Origin of the sequence: Halomicronema sp. CCY15110 (genome assembly GCF_016888165.1) — a bacterium.
Taxonomy (GTDB): Bacteria; Cyanobacteriota; Cyanobacteriia; order Phormidesmidales; family Phormidesmidaceae; genus Halomicronema.
In genome coordinates, this window is record NZ_JACSWC010000006.1 from 1 (window position 1) to 304 (window position 304).

A 304-nucleotide genomic window follows, 5' to 3' on the forward strand; every position below is an offset into this window, starting at 1 on the left:
ATGTACCAAGCGGTGGTTTCGCACGCTAAGGTGCCACGGTCAGGAATGCGTCGCGCTAAGCACTGACGGGTTAATGCCGACAACTCATTTTCGGCAATATTGAGCCAACTGCCATGTTTAGGCGTGTAATGAATTTCCAACCGTTCGGCCAAACGACGGGCGGTAGCCGGTGGCAAGGCTTTGTAAAGGGAGGCGAGGGTATGAGTATTGAGTTGATCACACTCCAAGAGCACTTTGGGGCAATCCCGATCGTCTGCATCCAGTCAGTGTTGCATTTGGTGCGCCCAATCAACCGCCGTGCGTC

At 53.9% G+C, this 304-nt stretch carries 1 protein-coding gene; it reads right to left on the minus strand.

Going from position 1 to position 304, the window contains the following annotated elements; all coding sequences use genetic code 11:
- On the minus strand, window positions 1-233 hold a 233-nt coding region (locus JUK32_RS00030), incomplete at its 3' end, for a transposase (RefSeq protein WP_204136847.1).
- Window positions 234-304 lie beyond the last annotated feature (71 nt).